This is a genomic window from Brachybacterium fresconis (assembly GCF_017876515.1).
GTDB classification, from domain to species: Bacteria; Actinomycetota; Actinomycetes; order Actinomycetales; family Dermabacteraceae; genus Brachybacterium; species Brachybacterium fresconis.
Map to the genome: position 1 here is coordinate 42058 of NZ_JAGIOC010000001.1, position 20388 is coordinate 62445.

A 20388-nucleotide genomic window follows, 5' to 3' on the forward strand; every position below is an offset into this window, starting at 1 on the left:
GTGACCGGACGGTCGGAGCGGGGCTCCCGTGCTCCGGCCGGGGAACGACGACGCGTCCGGGAACGACGCGGAGCCCGGGAACGACGAAGGCCCCGGCATCTGCCGGGGCCTTCCGTGGTGGGCGATACTGGGTTCGAACCAGTGACCTCTTCCGTGTCAGGGAAGCGCGCTACCGCTGCGCCAATCGCCCGATGCGTCCGAGGACGCGGGGGAGGGACGGAGCGGACGACCGGATTCGAACCGGCGACCCTCACCTTGGCAAGGTGATGCTCTACCAACTGAGCTACGTCCGCGCATCGGCCGGGCCGACGAAGGAATACTCTAGGCGGGCCATGGCGTCGGCGCAAATACGGGTGGCCAGCAGTGTCGGAGGTCACGCGGGGTTTGCGCCGCCGTGACGAGGTGGACCCGGGGCGCGAGCCGCCGGTCGCGATCGCGGCGGAAGGGCGTCGCCGACGCGGGGGAGGGGCCGCTGCTCGACGGCGTCCGCACCGACTGCTCGACGGCGTCCGCACCGACTCGGCGGTCGGCCGGGAACATGGTCGGCGACCGGTCGGGGAGAGCACTCGGGACGATGTAGGTCACACCGGAAGTGGTCATGAGACCCGGAGGACCTCGTGTAAGCTTCTTCGAGTCCGCTCCGGAGGGCGTCAGCGCAGCTCCGGAGGTCGACCATGACGGGCGATTGGCGCAGTGGTAGCGCGCTTCCTTCACACGGAAGAGGTCACTGGTTCGAACCCAGTATCGCCCACGACGGGATCCTCGGATCCGCGTCACGCGGACGTAGCTCAGCTGGTAGAGCATCACCTTGCCAAGGTGAGGGTCGCCGGTTCGAATCCGGTCGTCCGCTCCGGGGGAACGGCGCGCCCGACATCACGTCGGGAGCGCCGTTCCGTATGATGCACACGCATCTCCGGTGGGTTGGCCGAGTGGTTAGGCAACGGCCTGCAAAGCCGTGTACACGGGTTCGAATCCCGTACCCACCTCCACCTCGGGCCGAGTGCCCGCGGCGAGGGCGATTGGCGCAGCGGTAGCGCGCTTCCCTGACACGGAAGAGGTCACTGGTTCGAACCCAGTATCGCCCACCACCACGAAGGACCCCGGTCTGCGGACCGGGGTCCTTCGTCATCCACCCACGGGGCGTCCTGCACAGCATGAAGGGCCCCCGCCGTACGGCGGGAGCCCTTCCTGCAGCGGTGACCGGCCTCAGCGTGCGGGGCCGGTCCCGTCGGCGGACCCCGCGGAGTCGGAGCCGGCGGTGGAGGAGTCCGCGGACGCCCCGGCGGAGGGCGCCGACCCGTCGAAGGAGCCGTCGCGCCCCTGCTTCCGGGAGGCTTCCCTGGTCTCCAGCCGCTCCGCGTCCCCGGGAGAGACCTCGACAAGGGTCTCGACGGTGCGCAGCTCGAAGGGTGAGCCGTCGTGCTTGTCGATCGCCGTCTCGACGGAGTCCTCCAGGACGTGCCGGGCCAGACGATTGCGGATCATCAGCGGATCCCTCGAGAGGTCCTTCCAGATCGCGACGCACAGCAGCAGCATGACGATGACGAAGGGCAGCGAGGAGACGATCGTGATGTTCTTCAGACCGTTCAGGGCGGCCGCCGGATCATTGCCGCCGGCCAGCAGCATGATCGCTGCCACGGCACCGGTCGCCACGCCCCAGAAGACGACGATCCGGCGGGTCGGCTCCTCCGCGCCGTGCTGGCTGAGCCCACCCATGACGATGGAGGCGGAGTCCGCGCCCGTGACGAAGAAGATCGCGACCAGCACCACGGCCAGCACCATGAGGATGATGTTGACGAAGCCCGGCACCGGCAGCGTCTCGAGGGTCTGGAACAGGATCAGGTCGAAGTTGATGTCCGGGACCCCGTCGACGACCTGCGCGAGCGTGGCGCCCTCGTCCTGCGCGCGCTCGGCACGCTCCTGGATGCCGATGGCGCCGCCGCCGAAGATCGAGAACCAGATCAGGGAGACCACGGAGGGGACCAGCAGCACGCCGACGACGAACTGACGGATGGTGCGGCCGCGCGAGATGCGGCCGATGAACAGACCCACGAAGGGGCACCAGGAGACCCACCAGGCCCAGTAGAAGATGGTCCAGGTGCTCATCCACTCGTCCAGCGACTGGCCGCCGGCGGCGGAGGTGCGCGAGGCCATCTCCGGCAGATCGCCGATGAAGCCGCCCACCGCGTTGGGGATCACGTTGAGGATGAACAGCGTCGGGCCGCCGATGAAGACGATCAGGGCCAGGATCACGGCGAGCACCATGTTGATGTTCGAGAGGTACTGGATGCCGCGCTCGATGCCGGAGACGGCGGAGGCCACGAAGCATGCGGTGAGCACCGCGATGATGATCACCAGGATCGGCGAGGTCACGTCGTTCATCAGGCCGACGGACTCGATGCCGCCGCCGATCTGCAGGGCGCCGAGGCCCAGCGAGCAGGCGGAGCCGAACAGGGTCGCCAGGATGGCCAGGATGTTGATCACGCGGCCGCCGATGCCGTCCGAGACGCGCTCCCCGAAGAGCGAGGTGAACATCGAGGAGAACAGCTGCGAGCGGCCCAGGCGGAAGGTGCCGTAAGCCATGCCGAGGCCGACGATCGCGTACATCGCCCACGGGTACAGCGTCCAATGGAACAGGGTCGTGCCGAGCCCGGTGGTCATGGCCTCCGGGGTCGAGCCCTCGACGGTGCCCGGCGGCGGCGACATGTAGAAGAACAGCGGCTCGCCGACCCCGTAGAAGATGAGCCCGATGCCCATGCCGGTCGCGAACATCATGGAGATCCAGGAAGCAGTCTTGAACTGCGGTTCCTCGCCGTCACGACCCAGCGGGATGCGACCGAAGCGGGAGGCGGCGACGATGATCACGAAGAGGGTGAAGACGGTCGCGGCGATCACGTACAGCCAGCCGAAGTTGCTCATCACGCCGTTCAGGGCGCGTGTGGCGACCGCGCCGAGGCCGGTCGGGGAGATCAGGCCCCAGAGGACGAACGCGACAGCGAGGATGCCCGCGATGCCGAAGACGATCTTGTCGGTTCCCAGGCGGGACTTGCGTCGGCGCCGGGGTCCTGCGTTGCGGAGATCCGCGAGGAGCTCCTGGGTGGTTCGTGTGTTCTGACTCATGGGGAACGTGTCGCTCCCGGTACCGCTCCGGGGACCGCGAGGACGCCTCCTTCGTGGGGATGAGGGATGCAAAGCCGTCCTGCAGTAAAGCCGTCCTGCAGCAGCGCCTGCTGCGCGTGGGACCGCCTCGGAGCGCAGCCGGGAGCGACTCCGGGAGGGCCGAGCCACCTGAGCCGATGCCCGATCGCCTCCGGCGCACACGGGCCGGGTCGTCGCAGCGGCCCGGCCCCGGATACCATCGCCTCGGACGGAAACGAGGACCGGCATCGTCGGCCGGCTCGACCCGAGAACAAGGAGCACCCCGTGGCCCAGATCGCCATCACCCTGGACGGTTCACCCCAGCAGCTCGAGGAGGGGACCACGGGCACCACGCTCTTCGAGGGCCGCAGCGAGATCATCGCGCTGCGGATCGACGGCGAGCTGCGGGACCTGTCCACGGCCGTGACGGCCGGTGCGATGATCGAGGGTGTCGAGCTCTCCAGCCCCGACGGCCTGTCGATCCTGCGCCACAGTGCCGCCCACGTCCTCGCCCAGGCTGTGCAGAAGGCGGATCCGGAGGCGAAGCTCGGCATCGGCCCGCCCATCACCGACGGGTTCTACTACGACTTCGACGTCGCCGAGCCGTTCACTCCCGAGTCGCTCAAGGCGCTCGAGAAGGAGATGAATCGGATCATCAAGGCGGGGCAGCGCTTCGTCCGACGCGAGATCAGCGACGACGCCGCCCGCGCCGAAGAGGCGCAGGAGCCCTACAAGCTCGAGCTGATCGGTCTGAAGTCCACCGCCGACGACGCCGCCGAGGGCGCGAGCGTCGAGGTCGGCGAGGGCGGCCTGACCATGTACGACAACGTCGACCGTCGCGGCGAGGTGGTCTGGACCGATCTCTGCCGCGGCCCTCACCTGCCCACCACCAAGCTGATCGGCAACGGCTTCGCCCTGACCCGCTCCGCCGCCGCCTACTGGCGCGGCAGCGAGAAGAACCCGATGCTGCAGCGCGTCTACGGCACGGCATGGCCCTCCAAGGAGGAGCTGCGCGCCCACCAGGAGCGGATCGCCGAGGCCGAGCGCCGCGACCACCGGCGCCTCGGCAGCGAGCTGGACCTGTTCTCCTTCCCCGACGAGATCGGCTCCGGGCTGCCGGTGTTCCACCCCAAGGGCGCCATGATCAAGATGGAGATGGAGGACTACTCCCGCCGCCGCCACGTCGAGGCCGGATACTCCTTCGTCTCCACCCCGCACATCACCAAGAAGAACCTCTTCGAGACCTCCAAGCACCTGGAGTGGTACGCCGACGGCATGTACCCCCCGATGCACGTGGACGAGGAGGTGGACGCCGACGGCACCGTGACCAAGCAGGGCCAGGACTACTACCTCAAGCCCATGAACTGCCCGATGCACAACCTCGTCTACAGCTCCCGAGGACGCTCCTACCGGGAGCTGCCGCTGCGGCTGTTCGAGTTCGGCAGCGTGTACCGCTACGAGAAGTCCGGCGTGGTGCACGGCCTGACCCGGGCCCGCGGCTTCACCCAGGACGACGCGCACATCTACTGCAGCCGCGAGCAGATGAAGGAGGAGATCTCCCGGACCCTCGACTTCGTGCTCGGGCTGCTGAAGGACTACGGGCTGGACGACTTCTACCTCGAGCTGTCCACCCGCGATCCCGAGAAGTCCGTGGGCGACGAGGCCACCTGGGCCGAGGCCACGGACACCCTCGAGCAGGTCGCCACCGCCTCGGGGCTCGACCTGGTCCCCGACGAGGGCGGCGCCGCGTTCTACGGCCCCAAGATCTCCGTGCAGGCCAAGGACGCGATCGGCCGCACCTGGCAGCTCTCGACCATCCAGCTGGACTTCTTCGAGCCCGAGCTGTTCGAGCTGGAGTACACCGCGTCCGACGGCTCGCGGCAGCGCCCGGTGATGATCCACCGCGCCCTGTTCGGCTCCATCGAGCGCTTCTTCGGCGTGCTGCTGGAGCACTACGCGGGAGCCTTCCCGGTCTGGCTCGCACCCGTGCAGGTCGTCGGCGTCCCGGTCGCCGCCGAGTACGCGCCCTATCTCGAGGAGGTCGCGGCGAAGCTCCGCGCCCACGGGGTGCGCGTCGAGGTCGATTCCTCCGACGACCGCATGCAGAAGAAGATCCGCACCCACACCAAGGAGAAGGTGCCCTACCTGCTCATCGCCGGCGGCGAGGACCAGGCGGCCGGGGCGGTCTCCTTCCGGATGCGGGACGGCAGCCAGGACAACGGCATCGCCGTCGACGAGGCCGTCCAGCGGATCGTCACCGCGATCGCGGACAAGGTGCAGGTATGAGCGGGCCGGGACCGGGGACCGATCCGACCGGGCCGACCGGGCCGGGACGCCCGACGGGGCCCGAGCGGCCGGTCGTCGAGGACGCGGGAGACTTCGCCGGCGTCCCCGACGACACCGATCGCCTGTGGACCCCGCACCGGATGGCCTACATCGGCGGGGAGAACAAGCCCGTCGATCCCCACGACGGGGACCAGTGCCCCTTCTGCACGGCACCGCGGCGGAGCGACGAGGACGCCCTGATCGTCCACCGCGGCGAGGTCGCCTACGTCGTGCTGAACCTCTACCCGTACAACTCCGGTCACCTGCTGGTGTGCCCCTACCGGCACGTCGCCGACTACACGGAGCTGGACGACGCCGAGGTGCGGGAGGTCGCCGAGCTGACCCGGACTGCGATGCGGGTGATCCGCGAGGTCTCCGGCCCGGCCGGGTTCAACCTCGGGATGAACCAGGGGCCGGTCGCGGGGGCGGGCATCGCCGCGCACCTGCATCAGCACGTGGTGCCGCGATGGATGGGGGACGCGAACTTCCTGCCCATCGTCGGGCACACCAAGGCCATCCCGATCCTGCTGGCGGACACCCGGCGGCTCTACGCCGACGCCTGGCCCTGAGCTAGCCTGACCGAGGTCGCAGAGGGAGGAGATCGTCGAGATGAGCACCACGGGAGCCCCTGCGCGCCCCGGGCCGGCCGCGCCCGGTCCGACGGACGCCGGCTACGGCTACGACGTCGACCGCCTCGATCCGCGCGCGCCCGGACGGATGGGCGAGGCGGGGCCGCAGCGGCCGCGCCGTCGGCGGCCCTGGCTCCGCTGGGTGCTGTTCGGCCTGTCGTTCCTCGCTCTCGCGGGCGGCGCCGTGCTGCTGTACGTCTTCATCATCCTGCCGCTGGGCTTCGGGACCTCGCTGGTGGCGTTCACCGCCGCCCTGGTCCCGGTCGCGATCGTCCTCGGCGCCATCTGGTGGCTGGACCGCTACACCCCGCAGCCCCGGATCTCGCTGATCTACGCCTTCATCTGGGGCGCAGTGGGCTCGGTGGCGCTGACCTTCGTCATCGGCACCCCCTTCACGGCATGGATCAGCCCGAGCGAGCCGGACCAGGTCACCGCCCAGTTCCTCGGAGCCGCGGTCCAGGCACCGGTGGTCGAGGAGACCATGAAGTCCGCCGGGCTGATCGGCCTGCTGATCTGGGGGCGCCGCTACATCGCCGGGCCCATCGACGGCGTGGTCTACGCGGCGCTGATCGCCGGGGGCTTCGCCTTCACCGAGAACATCCTCTACTTCGGCAACTCCTTCCACCAGGCGCAGGCCGCCGGCGAGGTCGCCGGGTTCTGGCAGACCTTCTTCCTGCGCGGCCTCCTGTCGCCCTTCGCCCACGCCTCCTTCACCGCCCTGTCCGGTCTCGGCCTCGGCATCGCCGCCGAGCGCCGCTCGCTGATGCTCTACTTCGGGCTCGGCGTCGGCGGGCTCTCCCTGGGCATGATCCTGCACGCCCTGTGGAACGGATCGAGCTTCTTCCTCCCCGTCGACCCCGAGAACCCGCTGGCGGGCTTCCTGCGCTACTACGTCACCGTGCAGGTGCCGATCTTCGTGCTCCTGGTGGCGATCGTGCTGTTCCTGCGTCTGCGAGAGCGGCGGATCCTGCGCCGGCAGCTGTCCGAGTACGGCCGCGCGGGCTGGTTCGCGCCCCCCGAGGTCGACATGCTCGTGGCGATGGGGGCGCGGCGCCGTGCCGAGAAGTGGGCGGGCCGTCATGGCGCGGTCGCCCGGATGGCGATGCGGGACCTGATCCGCGCTGCGATCCAGCTGGGCATGGAGCGCCACAGCGTGCTGCACGGGAAGCCGTCGGAGCGCACCCGCCGGCGCGAGCGCGAGCTGCTCGAACGCATCACCGCCGACCGCCGCCTGATCGGGGCGCTGACGGCCCCCGTCGTCCGCCGCTGAGGTCACCGCGCCGGCGGAGGCGCCCGCGACCGGGTCCGCGCCGGCGACCCCGCCGGAACCCCGCACGCCGTGGCCCTACAATGGGGCGGCACTGCGCCGGGATCCGGCGCGTGAGTCGTAAGGAGAGAGATGTCCGGGCATTCCAAGTGGGCGACCACCAAGCACAAGAAGGCCGTCATCGATGCCAAGCGCGGCAAGCTGTTCGCCAAGCTGGTCAAGAACATCGAGGTCGCAGCGCGCATGGGCGGCCCCGACCCCACGGGAAACCCCACTCTCTACGACGCCATCCAGAAGGCGAAGAAGACCTCCGTCCCCAACGACAACATCGACCGGGCCGTCAAGCGCGGCGGCGGCCTCGACGGCGGCGGCGTCGAGTACGAGACCCTGATGTACGAGGGGTACGCCCCCGGCGGCGTCGCCGTGCTCGTCGAGTGCCTCACCGACAACAAGAACCGTGCGGTCTCCGAGGTGCGGCTGGCCTTCAACCGCGGCGGCGGCAACATGGCCGACTCCGGCTCCGTGTCCTACCTGTTCGAGCGTCGGGGAGTGGTGACGGTGCCCAAGGGCGATCTCACCGAGGACGGCCTGCTCGAGGTGGTCCTGGACTCCGGCGCCGAGGAGATCCTCGACGAGGGCGAATCCTTCGAGATCCTCTCCGAGGCCACCGACGTGGTCGCCGTGCGCACCGCGCTGCAGGAGGCCGACATCGACTACGACAGCGCCGAGGCGCAGTTCGTTCCCACCATGCGCACCCCCGTCGACCTCGACGGCGCCCGGAAGGCGCTGAACCTGATCGACGCGCTCGAGGACAGCGACGACGTCCAGAACGTCTTCTCCAACCTCGACATCCCCGAGGACGTCGCCGCGCAGCTGGCCGAGGCCGAATGACCCTGCGGGTGCTCGGGGTCGATCCCGGGCTCACCCGCTGCGGGATCGGCGTGATCGATTCCGCCGGCGGTCGACGGGCCACGTTCGTGACCGCCGGGGTGATCCGCTCGTCCTCCGAGGACCCCATCGACCGCAGGCTGCTCACGATCGCCCGGGGGCTGCGGGCGGCGCTCGAGGAGCACGGCCCGGACGTGGTCGCCGTCGAACGCGTCTTCAGCCAGAACAACACCTCGACGGTGATGGGGACCGCCCAGGTCTCCGGCATCGCGATCGTGGAGGCCGCCGAGCGCGGCATCCCGATCGCGATGCACACCCCCTCCGAGGTCAAGGCCGCGGTGACCGGCAGCGGCCGCGCCGACAAGAAGCAGATCCAGACCATGCTGGTGCGTCTGCTCGGTCTCGAGGCCCCGCCCCAGCCCGCGGACGCCTCCGACGCGGTCGCGATCGCCCTGACCCAGCTGTGGCGGGGTCCCGGGCCGGTCGCGCTCGACGCCACCGGCGGGGCGCGCACCAGCGCTCAGGCCGTGTGGGCGCAGGCAGAGCGCACGGCTCGACGCGCCCGGGAGCGCTCCACCTCCCGGCACTGATCGAACACTCGTTCTACAGTGGTGCCGTGATCGCATCCTTGACCGGGCGAGTGGCCCGCATCGACCTCGATTCCCTCGTGCTGGACGTCGGCGGCGTGGGCTACCTCGTCCGCACCACGCCTCAGGCCCTGAGCTCCACCCGCCACGGCGCCGAGCTGATCCTGCACACCGAGCTGGTCGTGCGCGAGGACTCGATGACCCTGTTCGGCTTCCCCCACCCCGAGGAGGCGGAGACCTTCCGCATCGTGCAGTCCGTCTCCGGGATCGGGCCGCGCACCGCGCTGGCGGTGCTGGCGGTCCTGGACCCCGAGGAGCTGCGCCGTGCCGTGGCCGAGCAGGACGCCAAGACCATCTCCCGCACCCCCGGGATCGGTCCGAAGGTCGCCGGCCGCATGCTGCTCGAGCTGGGCGGCAAGCTGCCCGCGCCCTCCACGCCGACGGCGCTCGGCGGTGCGGCCCCCGTCGCCGCCGGCGTCGACGGCGACGTCGTCGAGGCCCTGGTGGGCCTGGGCTGGCCGGAGAAGGGCGCCGTCTCCGCCGTCGAGGCGGTCCGCGCCGAGGACGACGCCGCGCCGGAGGCCGCTGATCTGCTGCGCCGGGCGCTGCGCCGGCTCGGAGGCAGCCGATGAGCCACGAGGACCACGCCCTCGGTGACGACCCGTCGGCACCGTCGGTGACCGATCCCGGTTCCGCACCCCCGGAGCGTACGGCCGAGGCCGCGCTGCGCCCGCGCCGCCTCGACGAGTTCGTCGGCCAGCAGGTGGTCCGCGAACAGCTGTCGCTGGTGCTGGACGGAGCCGCCGGTCGTGGTCGCTCGCCCGAGCACATGCTGCTGTCGGGCCCGCCGGGACTGGGCAAGACGACCCTGGCGATGATCATCGCCGCCGAGCTGGGCGCCCCGCTGCGCATCACCTCGGGCCCCGCCATCCAGCACGCCGGCGACCTCGCCGCGATCCTCTCCTCGCTCGACGAGGGGGAGGTGCTCTTCCTCGACGAGATCCACCGGCTCGCCCGCCCGGCCGAGGAGATGCTGTACATCGCGATGGAGGACTTCCGCGTCGACGTCGTCGTCGGCAAGGGGGTCGGGGCGACCTCGATCCCGCTGGATCTGCCGCCGTTCACCGTGGTCGGCGCCACCACCCGGGCGGGACTGCTGCCGGCCCCGCTGCGCGACCGCTTCGGGTTCATCGGCCACCTGGACTTCTATGCCCCCGAGGAGCTGCGCGAGGTGGTGCGGCGCTCGGCCGTGCGCCTGGAGGAGGACCTCGAGGAGGAGGCCGGGGTCGAGATCGCCTCCCGTGCCCGGGGCACGCCGCGGATCGCGAACCGCCTGCTGCGGCGCGTGCGCGACTGGGCGCAGGTCAAGGGAGACGGACGCCTCGACCTCGCGGCCGCCAAGGAGGCCCTGCGCGTCTACGAGGTCGATGATCGCGGACTGGACCGCCTGGACCGCGCGGTGCTCGGGGCCCTCTGCAGGCGCTTCGCCGGGGGGCCGGTCGGACTGTCCACCCTCGCCGTCGCCGTGGGGGAGGAGACCGAGACCGTCGAGACCATGGTCGAGCCCTATCTGGTGCGCGAGGGGTTCCTGCTGCGCACGCCCCGCGGCCGCGCCGCCGCCCCGGCGGCCTGGACCCATCTGGGCCTCGAGGCGCCGGAGGGCGGGGGCGGGATCGCCCCGATGCTCGGACGCTTCTGAGGCACGCGCCACCGTCTGTGAAGCCGTGCGGGATCGGCGGGTACAGTAGGGCGGTCAGTCGTCCGCGGCAGGGCGGTCCCCGAGCAGGAGCTCCCGGTCCCGCCGCTGTCCGCCGAAAGGAATCCTGTGGAATCCCTCCTGCCCCTCCTGCTCATCTTCGCGGTCATGATGCTGCCGCTGATGTTCCTCTCGAGCCGCCAGAAGAAGCAGCAGCAGAAGCAGCGCGCGCTCGTCGACCAGCTCGGCGTCGGTGACGAGGTGCGCACGCACTCGGGCTTCTACGGCCTGATCGTCGACACCTTCGACGACACTGTGGTCCTCGAGTCCGAGGACGGTTCGCAGTCGAAGTGGGCCCGACAGGCCATCGCCATGGGGGTCGACCCGGTCTCCGAGGAGTCCGAGGACGACGCCGCGGCGCAGGACGACGCCGCCGAGGAGTCGTCCGGATCGGGCGTCCCCGGCGTGACCCTCTCGGATGAGTCCGAGGACCGTCGCGACCGCTGATCGCTGCGACCGCCGGCCGCGGTGATCGCCGCGGCCGCCGGTCCACGCGGGTGTCCGCACCCGTCCTGGTGAGCATCTGCTCACCCCCTCCCGCCCGTCGTCCTGAGGAATTCCCGCCATGCCCGCACGTCGCATCGCCCTGACGGCTCTTGCGGTGCTGATCCTGCTGTTGGGCGGCGGGATCGGCGCCGGGGTCTGGAAGGGCGGCTGGGAACCGGCGCCCAAGCTCGCCCTCGATCTCGAGGGCGGCACCCAGATCATCCTGCAGGCCGAGTCGCGCGACGGCGCGGCCATCGACTCGACTGCGATGGAGCAGGCACGCCAGATCATCTCCCAGCGCATCAACGCGATGGGGGTCTCCGAGACGGAGATCAGCGTCCAGGGCGGGACGAACATCATCGTCGACGTCCCCGGGACGCTCGACCAGGAGACCTCCGAGGCGCTGCGGCAGACGGCCTCGATGTCCTTCCGCCCCGTGCTCGCCGTGGTGGCCCCCGAGGCCAGCGGCAGCGGAGCGTCCGACGCCGGGGGTGCCTCCGATGCGGGGGGCGCCTCCGACGCCGGCGGAGGAGCCGGGGGCGGGGAGAGCTCCGAGGCGCCCGCTGATCCCTCGCAGCAGCAGTTCGAGGGTCTGATCAGCGGGGATTCCTCGCTCGCTCCGCCGGCCGCCCCGGCCGAGGGGGACCTGAAGTACCCCGCCTGGTCGACGGAATGGGCGACTCCGGAGCTGCAGAACAAGCTGATGACCGCGGACTGCACCGATCCGCGGGCGCAGCAGGAGAAGGTCTCCGACGCCCCGGTCGATGAACCCGTGATCGCCTGCGACCCCGAGGGCAGCCAGAAGTTCCTGCTCGGCCCGGAGGTCGTGGCCGGCTCGTCGATCGCCGACTCCTCGGTGGCGGCCGACACCAACCCGACCGGGCAGTCCACCGGCTACTACGTGGTCAACATGAGCTTCGAGCAGGACGCCGCGCAGTCCTTCTCGGACATGACCTCTGCCCTGTACAACAGCGAGGGCGCCTCCCCGGCCTTCGGCATCGTGCTGGACGGCCAGGTCATCTCCGCCCCGCAGGTGCAGGAGCCCTCTCCGGGCGGCGAGGCCTCGATCTCCGGGAACTTCTCCCAGGAGCAGGCCAGCCAGCTCTCCGACCAGCTGCGTTTCGGGGCGCTGCCGCTCGAGTTCAACGTCGCCTCGGAGCAGCAGATCTCCGCCACGCTGGGCACCGATCAGCTGCGGATGGGCCTGATCGCGGGCCTGATCGGGCTGGCGCTGGTCGTGGTCTACGCCTTCGCCCAGTACCGCGCGCTGTCGATCGTGACGATGACCAGCCTGCTGGTCATGGGCTTCCTCACGTACGCCACGCTGACCATTCTCTCGAACATCCCCGACATCGGCTACCGGCTCTCGCTGGCCGGCGTGGTGGGCATGATCGTCGCGATCGCCTTCACCGCGGACTCCTTCATCGTGTACTTCGAGAGAGTGCGCGACGAGATCCGCGACGGACGCGGGGTCGTCGCCGCCGTGGACCACGGGTGGGACCGCGCCAAACGGACCATCCTCGCCTCGGACTCCGTGAACGTGATCGCGGCCGTGGTGCTCTACCTCCTGTCCACCGGCGGAGTGCGCGGCTTCGCCTTCGTCCTGGGCGTCACCACCCTGCTCGACCTGCTGGTGGTGTTCCTGTTCACGCACCCTGTGCTGCAGGTCCTGGCGCGCACCCGGTTCTTCGGCAAGGGTCACCCCTTCAGCGGCCTCGACCCGGCACGGCTGGGCCGCTCGGTGCCCGCCTATGCAGGTCGCGGGCGGGTGCGCTCGGCCGCATCCCGGAGCACCGCCGAGGACAGCGGGGAGACTCATGAGCCCCTGGCGGCCCGCAAGGCCCGCCTGGCCCGGGAAGCCGCGGAGCGCGAACGCGCCGAGCAGGACCCGCGCTCGACGACCCCGGCCCCGCCCCTGGCCGGCGAACGCAGCACCGGCCGGGATCTCGACGACGGCACCAGCGATGACGACTCCGAGGAGACGAGCCGATGACCGCGACATTCTCCCGGTTCGGCAACGACCTCCATGCCGGTCGCCGCACCGTGCCCCTGGTCACCCGGCGTCGAACCTGGTACGTGATCAGCCTCGTCGCCGTGCTGGTGCTGGCCGGTCTCGCGGTGCTGCGCGGACCGAACCTGGGCATCGAGTTCACCGGCGGCTCGGAGTTCCAGGTCACCGGGGTCTCCGACACGGAGGAGAGCATCGCCCGCGATGTCGTGCGGGATCACGTGCCGGACAACGAACCCAAGGTCACCGTGCTCGGCGGGGACACCATGCGGGTCCAGACCTCGCAGCTGGACTCCGGGCAGACCGCCGCTCTGGCCGAGGATCTCGCGGCCTCCTACGGCGTCTCCACCGACGACGTCTCCTCCTCGTTCGTCGGGCCGGTCTGGAGCGATGACGTCACCCAGAAGATGCTCCGCGCCATCGGGGTCTTCCTGCTGCTGGTCGCCGCGACGATGGCGGTGTACTTCCGCAACCTGAAGTCCTCCGCCGCGGCGATGGTTGCGCTGGTGCACGACATGCTGATCACCGCCGCGGTCTACGGGGTGGTCGGCTTCGAGATCACCCCGGGCACCGTGATCGGCTTCCTCACCGTCATGGGGTACTCGCTGTACGACACGATCGTCGTCTTCGACAAGGTCCGCGAGAACATCGCCGACCTGACCGGGCAGACCAGGGCGACGTTCGCCGAGCAGGTCGAGCTGGCCGCGAACCAGACCCTCGTGCGCTCGATCAACACCTCCGTGGTGGCGCTGCTGCCGGTGGGGTCCATCTTGGCGATCGGAGCGTTCCTGCTCGGGGCGGGCACCCTGAAGGACATCTCCCTGGCCCTGTTCATCGGCATCCTCGCGGGCACCTACTCCTCGATCTTCCTGGCTCCCGGCTTCCTGGTGGACCTGCGCCGCGGGGAGAAGGACATCCGCGCGCACACCGCGGCCGTCCGCACGGCCCGGCGCGGTGGAGGCGCCACCGGCGTCGCCGCCGACCGCGGCGTGGACCGCTCCGACGATGCTCCCGAGGACGAGTTCGGGGCCGAGGGCCGGGACCACGGCGGCATCGACCGGGAGGGGGAGCCCGAGCCCGCCGCCGGCGACCTCTCCGGCGAAGGAGGCGCCGCCGCCGAGACCGCCACGACCGACGGCGAGCACCCGGACGACGCCGGCGACGAGTCCGCCCGTGACAGCGACGTGGCGGTCCCGGACGGCGACGGACCGGCCTCGGACCGCGGCCACGGGAAGGCCTCGACGGGAGCGGCCGATCGCGTCCGTCGGCAGCCTCGCCGCGCCACGCGGCGTCGGCGCACGGGACGATGAGAGGCATCCCCATGAGCGAGACCGTGCCCACCCGCGAGCAGATCGAGGACCTGCGCCGGTCCCATATCGCCGAGTACCCGGACTTCCCGACCCCCGGGGTCCTGTTCCGGGACATCACCCCGCTGCTGCGGGACGCCCGTGCGCTGCGGGACGTCATCCGCTACTGGATCACCCTGCTGCCCGCCGACATCGAGTACGTCGTGGGCACCGAGGCGCGGGGCTTCGTGCTGGGAGCTCCGCTGGCGTACGAGCTGGGCGCCGGCTTCGTCCCGGTCCGCAAGGCCGGCAAGCTGCCGGGATCGCCGGCCACGCTGAGCTACGACCTCGAATACGGCAGCGCCGTCGTCCAGATCCCGGAGGACTCCCTGCCCGCAGGCGCCCGCACTCTCATGGTCGACGACCTGTTGGCCACCGGGGGCACCGCTGCGGCCACCCTCGAGCTGACCAGGCAGTTCGACGTCGAGCTGCTGGGGGCCTCGTTCCTCATCGAGCTGGAAGGGCTCCAGGGGCGTCGGAAGCTCCCGGACGTCCCGCTGACGACCGTCTGGTCGATCCCGGACTGAGCTGCGCCTCGCGGCATCGGCAGCGGTCGGCCTCGGGATGACCCGCGCCGGTGATGTCGGGGACCGCCGCCGCCGCGCGTAGACTCGGGGCACGCCAGAAGGAGGTGCGCAGTGCAGGAGCGGCCCGCATCCGAGAGCCTGGGAGCCGACGTCGCCCCGTCGGGCCCCGGCACCAGCCCGTCCAGCCCCGCGCCGGCCCCGACGAAGGGTCCGAGCCAGGGGCCCCGCAAGCCGCGCTCGAGGCTGTCCTTCTTCTCCGCCCGTTCGGCCACCACGGCGGACCCGCTGCTGGCACCGCTGCTGGAGACCATGTCGGCGGTCAGCCCGAAGGAGTCCCTCACCCTCATCCAGCGCGCCTACACCGTCGCCGAACGGGCGCACCGCGGCCAGTCCCGCAAGAGCGGGGACCCCTACATCACCCACCCGGTGTCGGTGGCGACCATCCTCGCCGAGCTCGGCTCGCCGGCAGAGGTCGTTGCCGCCGCACTGCTCCACGACACCGTCGAGGACACCGACTACTCGCTGGACCGGCTGCGCGAGGAGTTCGGCGAGGTCATCGCCGTGATGGTCGATGGGGTGACGAAGCTCGACAAGGTCACCTACGGAGAGGCCGCCCAGGCCGAGACCGTGCGCAAGATGATCGTGGCGATGAGCCGCGACGTGCGCGTGCTGCTGATCAAGCTCGCCGATCGTCTGCACAACGCCCGCACCTGGAAGTACGTTCCGGCCTCCTCCGCGGAGCGCAAGGCCAAGGAGACGCTGGAGATCTACGCTCCGCTGGCGCACCGGCTGGGCCTGAACACCATGAAATGGGAGCTCGAGGACCGCTCCTTCCAGGTGCTGTACCCCAAGGTCTACGAGGAGATCGTGGCCCTGGTGGCACAGCACGCACCGGCCCGCGACCAGTACCTCAAGACGGTGTCCTCCCAGATCCTGGACGACCTCAAGAAGGCGAAGATCAAGGCCGAGGTCACCGGCCGTCCCAAGCACTACTACTCGATCTACCAGAAGATGATCGTGCGCGGCCGCGACTTCGCCGACATCTACGACCTGGTCGGGGTCCGGGTGCTGGTCGACACCGTCCGTGACTGCTACGGCGTCCTGGGCACCCTGCACGCACGCTGGTCGCCGGTGCAGGGCCGCTTCAAGGACTACATCGCGCTGCCGAAGTTCAACCTCTACCAGTCGCTGCACACCACGGTGATCGGCCCCACCGGAAAGCCGGTGGAGGTCCAGATCCGCACCAGGGAGATGCACCGCCGCGCGGAGTACGGCGTCGCCGCGCACTGGAAGTACAAGGCGATGGCGGGGGCCGCCGGCGGGGACATGACGCAGGGGACCAATGAGGCGGCCTGGCTGCGCCAGCTGATGGACTGGCAGAAGGAGACGACCGACTCCGGCGAGTTCCTGGATTCGCTGCGGTTCGAGATCAACACCCAGGAGGTGTACGTCTTCACCCCGAAGGGGGACGTGCTCCCTCTCCCGCAGGGCTCCACGCCGGTCGACTTCGCCTACTCCGTGCACACCGAGGTCGGTCACCGCACGATCGGGGCCCGCGTCAACGGACGGCTGGTCTCGCTGGAATCGGCGCTGTCCACGGGGGACGTCGTGGAGGTGTTCACCTCGAAGTCGCTGGACGCCGGACCCAGCCGCGACTGGCTGGGGTTCGTGAAGTCCCCGCGGGCGCGCAACAAGATCCGGCACTGGTTCTCCAAGGAGCGCCGCGAGGAGGCGCTCGAGCGCGGCAAGGAGGACCTCGCCAAGGCGCTGCGCCGCCAGGACCTTCCGATGCGACGCCTGCTCACGCACGACACGCTCGCCACCGTGGCGACGGACCTGAACCTCACCTCGGTCGATGCGCTGTACACGTCGATCGGCGAGGGCCACACCGGAGCGCAGCACGTGGTGGAGAAGCTCCGGGCGGTCTTCGGCGGCTCGGACGGGGCCGAGGAGGACGTCGCGGAGATCACGCTGCCCTCCCGGGCACGTTCTCGGCCCACCACCCGCTCGGAGCGCCACGCCTCGGAGACCGATCAGGGCGTCGTCGTCGACGGGCAGACGGACCTGTGGGTCAAGCTCGCCAAGTGCTGCGCCCCCGTCCCCGGCGACCCGATCGTCGGCTTCATCACGCGCGGCTCCGGGATCTCCGTGCACCACACCAGCTGTTCGAACGCGATCCAGCTGCAGGAGCAGCAGCCGGACCGGATGGTGGACGTGTCCTGGTCCGGACGGCACTCGGCCGCCTACCTCGTCCACATCAAGGTCGAGGCCCTGGACCGCCCGCGCCTGCTCACCGACCTCGCCCTGGTGATCTCCGAGCAGCAGGTCAACCTGCACTCCGCCGCCGCGCAGTCGAACACCGACCGCCTCGCCACCACCTTCTTCTCCTTCGAGCTCGCCGATCCCTCCCACCTGCAGTCCGTGCTGGCGCAGGTGCGACGGGTCGAGGGCGTCTACGACGTCTACCGCGTCACGGCCGACGGCAAAGCGGTCGGCACCTCGGAACCCCTCGCCGTCGGCTGACCGTACGCCCGCTGCAGTCCGGCACACCGGCACACCGGCACACCACTGCACCGGCAGCCGCGAGCACGTCGGAGCCGCGGTGCCGTCTCGTCCGGCCTGCGGCACCGGTCCGTGGCACCTGCCCCGGGCCTCAGGCCGCAGGGGCGAGGCCTCCGAGCAGCACCTCCCAGCGCGCCCGCGCCGCTCGTGCCCCGGGATGACGACCCATCACCTGCAGCTGCCGGTGCATCGCCCGTTCGGTGAGGTGACCGCTGCCGAGCAGTCCCCGCAGCGCAGGATCAGCGACGTGGTCCGGGCAGAACCGCAACAGGTCCGCTGCGGTGCGCACCGGAGACGTCACCGGCGCACCGCCGATGGTCTCGACCTCGTGGGGACGCAGGCGGGCCGTCCGCACCGTCGCCCCGATGATCGACCCACGATGCGCGCTGGACAGGAGCTCCGCCGGTGCGGGCGGCCGACCGCCCAGAAGCACCCACGCCGCCGACGGCCCCGCGATGACGTGGTAGGACTGCAGCTGCCCGCCCAGAGCGCACCCGAGGGCGAGCGCGCGCTCGATCGCCGTGCGGAGCAGATCCGGGGGCAGGAAGACCCCGGGCAGCACCCGGGCGAGCAGATCCTCCCGGATCATCGCGGCGGTCGAGGGACTCTCCTCCCACCGCTGGAGGCCCGCCCCGATCGGTACGGCGAGCTCGGCGGCGTGGTGCGACCAGGCCGCGCACAGGCCCGTGCGCGGCGGCGGTGGCGGAGCGGCGATGGTCCGACGCCTCCGGCCGACGGTGCGCCGCGGCGAGTCGATCGCCGAGTTCGCTGGTCTCATGCACCGACTCTGACGTTCCCGGGGCCGGACGGCAAACGTCCCGCCCGTCACTGTGGACGGGCGGGACGGTGGAGGAAGGACCGTCGGCGGACCGCGCGAGTGCCCGGGGAGTGATCAGCCGAGGTTGCGGGCGGACCGCTCGATGACGGCCAGCCACTCCTTGCGCGCCTCGAGCGCCGCCTCCGCCTCGGCGATCTTCGCGGGGTCCCCGCCGGCACGGGCCCTGTCCAGATCCTCCTCGTAGGAGGCGATCGCCGAGTGCAGCTGCGAGGAGGCGCCCTCGACCCGGGCCCGGGTGCGCGGGTCCGTGCGGCGCCACTCGTCCTGCTCGGCGTCCTTCAGGGAGCGCTCGACCCGACGCAGCCGGTCGTCGATGCGGCGCATGTCCCCGCGGGGAACCTTGCCGGCCTCTTCCCAGCGATCCTGGATGGACCGCAGCGAGGCCTTGGCGGTCTCGAGGTCCTGCTGCGGATCGATGGCCTCGGCCTCCGTGAGCAGCGCCTCCTTGGCCCGGAGGTTCTCCCGCTGCTCGGCCTCGAGCTGGTGGAGGTCGGCATTGCGGGCATCGAAGAAGCGGTCCTGGGCGGCCTTGAACCGCTTCCACTGGGCGTCGTCCTTCTTGCGGCTGCCGCGCGGAGCACGTCGCCACTCGCCCATCAGGTCCTTGTAGGCCCGGACCGTCGGGCCCCAGTCGGTGGAGTCCTGCATCTCCTCGGCGCGGACGATGAGGGTCTCCTTGAGCTCCGCGGCCTCGGTGTGCTTCTCGTCGAGCTCGGAGAAGAACTGCTTGCGCATCCGGTCGAAGGTGGATCTCGCCGCGGACAGCCGCTTCCACAGCGCCTCTTCGGTGGGGCGGTCCAGGGAGACGTCCTCGGTCTGCATCGACTTCCAGGTCGGCACCATCTGTCGCATCGTGTCCCCGGCGTTCTTCCAGGAGATCTGCTCGGGATCGGTGGCGACCAGCGCCTCGATGGACTCGACGAACTCGGTGCGCCGCCGGGTGGCCGCCTCGCGCGCCTCGGCCCGCTTGGCCTCGAGCGCCTGGATCTTGCCCTTGGCGTTCTCCCGCAGCTCGTGCGCCCGGGACCGCAGTGCCGGGATGTCCCCGACGACCTGGGGCTCCTTCATGTTCTTGCGCAGGTTCTCCAGCAGACGGTTGAGCTCGTTCTGCGTGTGCTCCGGGGCGTTGAGGGTGGTCTGGGTGAGGTCGAGGAAGGCGACCAGGTCCAGGTAGCCGCGGGCGTAGGGCTCCAGCGCCTGGTCGTGGTCCGACTCCGTGGTGGTGCCGATGGTGCGCACCTGCGTGCCGTCCTGGACGGTGACGGTGCCGTCCTCGGCGACGGAGCCGAAGGCCTTGGCGGCCGCCAGATCCTCCGGCGCGTACTCGGTCACCGGGGCTGCCACGGGCAGCAGGGCAGCGGAGGGCTTCTTGCCCGCGAGCGCCGCAGGGGACGGCACGGCGGGCTTGGGCCCCGATGCCGCCGGCGTGGGGCCCGGTGTCGCAGGCCTATGGCCCGGTGCCGCCGGCGTGGGGCCCGGTGTCGCAGGCGTGGGGCCCGGTGCCGGGTGGGGGCGCGGTGATGGGGTGGCGGCTGCGGCGGGGGTCGGATCCGTGCCCTCTGCGGGCGCCGCCTGCTCGGGAGCGTGCGCCGCAGGTGTCGATCCGGCCGCTGGGGGAGCGGTCTCCTGATCGGAGGTCGTCGCGGCGTCTTCCGGGGTCGGCACCTCCCCGTCCTGGTCCTCGCGGGCATCCGTCGGGGTCTCGTCGACGCGCTCGGGGTCTGCAGCGGCCGGGGGCTGCTGCTCGGGCGCGGGCGTCTCGGAGGCCGACGTCTCGGAGGCCGACGGCTCGGGCCCGGCCGGCGCGGAGGCATTCTGCTCCGTCGCGGCCTGTTCGGGGGCCGGCTGCTCGGGCTCAGGGGACTGGTCGGTCGCCGGATCGCGGGGCTGATCGGCGGGATGCGGCGCGGGGAGGGGAGTCTCGGACTCGCTCACGGTTGAGCTCCTTCGAAGGGATCCGCTGCAGGGCGGGACACTGCCGCCACGATCGGCGGCCGGGCAGGCACGTGGGCGCACTTCCGGGGGAGGGCG

The 20388-nt window shown here is 71.0% G+C and carries 15 protein-coding genes and 6 tRNA genes; 16 read left to right on the forward strand and 5 right to left on the reverse strand.

Annotation, left to right across the window (positions count from 1 at the left end; translation table 11 throughout):
* Nucleotides 1–115: 115 nt before the first annotated feature.
* Nucleotides 116–190: transfer RNA gene (locus tag JOF44_RS00170), tRNA-Val, on the reverse strand.
* A 30-nt stretch (nt 191–220) separates the two neighbouring features.
* A tRNA-Gly gene (locus tag JOF44_RS00175) sits at nt 221–293 on the reverse strand.
* Between the two features lie 386 nt (nt 294–679).
* Between JOF44_RS00175 and JOF44_RS00180 the strand changes: the two genes are divergently transcribed.
* The 4 genes from JOF44_RS00180 (at nt 680) to JOF44_RS00195 (ending at nt 1088) form a co-directional block, all read left to right on the forward strand.
* Nucleotides 680–751 (forward strand) — tRNA-Val (locus tag JOF44_RS00180).
* Nucleotides 752–777: 26 nt separating this feature from the next.
* Nucleotides 778–850, forward strand: a tRNA-Gly gene (locus JOF44_RS00185).
* A gap of 65 nt (nt 851–915) precedes the next feature.
* Nucleotides 916–989 (forward strand) — tRNA-Cys (locus JOF44_RS00190).
* A 24-nt stretch (nt 990–1013) separates the two neighbouring features.
* Nucleotides 1014–1088: transfer RNA gene (locus JOF44_RS00195), tRNA-Val, on the forward strand.
* Between the two features lie 118 nt (nt 1089–1206).
* Here the strand turns inward: JOF44_RS00195 and JOF44_RS00200 are convergent.
* Nucleotides 1207–3120 (reverse strand): BCCT family transporter, encoded by a 1914-nt coding sequence (locus tag JOF44_RS00200; protein WP_209885856.1) that lies wholly within the window; start codon nt 3118–3120, stop codon nt 1207–1209.
* 303 nt (nt 3121–3423) lie between these two features.
* Here JOF44_RS00200 and thrS point away from each other — a divergent pair, with 303 nt between their 5' ends.
* The 12 genes from thrS (at nt 3424) to JOF44_RS00260 (ending at nt 17480) form a co-directional block, all read left to right on the forward strand.
* The gene (gene thrS / locus JOF44_RS00205; protein WP_209885858.1) at nt 3424–5424 is read left to right on the forward strand and encodes a threonine--tRNA ligase; all 2001 of its coding nucleotides are present in this window, start codon (nt 3424–3426) and stop codon (nt 5422–5424) included.
* Nucleotides 5421–6032, forward strand: coding sequence for an HIT family protein (locus JOF44_RS00210; RefSeq protein WP_209885861.1), 612 nt, complete (start codon nt 5421–5423; stop codon nt 6030–6032). Before thrS ends, JOF44_RS00210 begins: the two co-directional genes overlap by 4 nt.
* Nucleotides 6033–6072: 40 nt before the next feature.
* Nucleotides 6073–7362, forward strand: a complete 1290-nt coding sequence (locus JOF44_RS00215; RefSeq protein WP_209885864.1) for a PrsW family intramembrane metalloprotease — start codon at nt 6073–6075, stop codon at nt 7360–7362.
* A gap of 129 nt (nt 7363–7491) precedes the next feature.
* Entirely contained in the window at nt 7492–8250 is a 759-nt protein-coding gene (locus JOF44_RS00220; RefSeq protein ID WP_209885869.1) for a YebC/PmpR family DNA-binding transcriptional regulator, read from the forward strand.
* On the forward strand, nt 8247–8837 hold the full coding sequence (gene ruvC / locus JOF44_RS00225) for a crossover junction endodeoxyribonuclease RuvC (RefSeq protein ID WP_209885872.1): 591 nt from the start codon (nt 8247–8249) through the stop codon (nt 8835–8837). Before JOF44_RS00220 ends, ruvC begins: the two co-directional genes overlap by 4 nt.
* Nucleotides 8838–8863: 26 nt before the next feature.
* On the forward strand, nt 8864–9466 hold the full coding sequence (ruvA, locus tag JOF44_RS00230) for a Holliday junction branch migration protein RuvA (RefSeq protein WP_209885875.1): 603 nt from the start codon (nt 8864–8866) through the stop codon (nt 9464–9466).
* On the forward strand, nt 9463–10533 hold the full coding sequence (gene ruvB, locus JOF44_RS00235) for a Holliday junction branch migration DNA helicase RuvB (protein WP_209885878.1): 1071 nt from the start codon (nt 9463–9465) through the stop codon (nt 10531–10533). Before ruvA ends, ruvB begins: the two co-directional genes overlap by 4 nt.
* Before the next feature lie 126 nt (nt 10534–10659).
* Nucleotides 10660–11037 (forward strand): preprotein translocase subunit YajC, encoded by a 378-nt coding sequence (gene yajC / locus JOF44_RS00240; protein WP_342591613.1) that lies wholly within the window; start codon nt 10660–10662, stop codon nt 11035–11037.
* Nucleotides 11038–11155: 118 nt separating this feature from the next.
* Entirely contained in the window at nt 11156–13069 is a 1914-nt protein-coding gene (gene secD, locus JOF44_RS00245) for a protein translocase subunit SecD (protein ID WP_209885882.1), read from the forward strand.
* Nucleotides 13066–14394, forward strand: coding sequence for a protein translocase subunit SecF (secF, locus tag JOF44_RS00250; RefSeq protein ID WP_209885885.1), 1329 nt, complete (start codon nt 13066–13068; stop codon nt 14392–14394). The genes secD and secF overlap by 4 nt, the downstream gene beginning before the upstream one ends.
* 11 nt (nt 14395–14405) lie before the next feature.
* Nucleotides 14406–14957, forward strand: coding sequence for an adenine phosphoribosyltransferase (locus JOF44_RS00255; protein ID WP_209885888.1), 552 nt, complete (start codon nt 14406–14408; stop codon nt 14955–14957).
* A 111-nt stretch (nt 14958–15068) separates the two neighbouring features.
* A complete protein-coding gene (locus JOF44_RS00260; RefSeq protein WP_209885894.1) occupies nt 15069–17480 on the forward strand; it encodes a RelA/SpoT family protein in 2412 nt (803 codons plus the stop codon).
* Between the two features lie 130 nt (nt 17481–17610).
* Here the strand turns inward: JOF44_RS00260 and JOF44_RS00265 are convergent, their stop codons facing one another.
* Together JOF44_RS00265 and JOF44_RS21060 are read right to left on the reverse strand one after the other, a co-directional pair.
* Entirely contained in the window at nt 17611–18297 is a 687-nt protein-coding gene (locus JOF44_RS00265; RefSeq protein ID WP_209885897.1) for a hypothetical protein, read from the reverse strand.
* Between the two features lie 114 nt (nt 18298–18411).
* The gene (locus tag JOF44_RS21060) at nt 18412–20292 is read right to left on the reverse strand and encodes a DUF349 domain-containing protein (RefSeq protein WP_209885900.1); all 1881 of its coding nucleotides are present in this window, start codon (nt 20290–20292) and stop codon (nt 18412–18414) included.
* Nucleotides 20293–20388 lie beyond the last annotated feature (96 nt).